General features: G+C 69.9%; 1 protein-coding gene. It reads right to left on the reverse strand.

The genetic code is table 11. The features are described from left to right. The coding region (locus tag PIJ50_RS16320; RefSeq protein ID WP_271976655.1) for a Hint domain-containing protein at nucleotides 1–682 on the reverse strand (682 nt) is incomplete at both ends.

The following is a 682-nucleotide window of genomic DNA, read 5'->3' on the forward strand; positions in this document are numbered from 1 at the left end:
CAGGTCAGGGCGCGGGCCTCAAAGGCCTTGAGAACGCGGCGGGCGGTCTTGCCGTAGCTTTCGGGCATGGCGCGCAGTCCGGGGAACAGCGCGAACAGCTCCTCGCGGGCCTCGGCGCAGATCCCGCCCAAACCATAGCTCGCCGGGTGATAGCTTTCGGTGGCCGCGCCGTTGGCGAAGACCACCTCGTGGCGGTCGAACAGCATGTGGATGTAGGTGACGGCCTCCGCCTCCTCCACCGTGACATACTTGCCGTCCACCAGGTGCTTGGCCGAGGCGAGGACCTCGCGCTCGCCGAACAGCAGCTCCGCGCGGTAGCCTTCCACCAGCATCCGGTGCTGCGGCGACACCAGAAGGTCCGCCGTCAGGTCCGGCAGCGCGCCCTTGCGGACGCGGACCGGGGCGAAGCTGCCCGTGCCCGCCACCGCCGTGGTGCCGATCCAGCGGATGGGCTGCACGCCGCTGTCGCGGGTCACGACCATGTCGCCGACGGCCAGCGTCTCGATCGCGCGCAAGCCTCCCAGCGTGCGGATCATCGTGCCGGGGGTGAAGCAGATGATCTGCTCGATCCCGGTGTAGTTGATGACCGTGCCGTCCGACAGCCGGATCTGGCCCGTGCCCGCCACGTTGCCGGGCAGGTTGCGCCAGCCAGTGGCCCCGCTCAGGTCCAGGATGTCGGCGC

The sequence above is a fragment of the Falsirhodobacter sp. 20TX0035 genome, from assembly GCF_028307215.1.
GTDB lineage: Bacteria > Pseudomonadota > Alphaproteobacteria > Rhodobacterales > Rhodobacteraceae > Falsirhodobacter.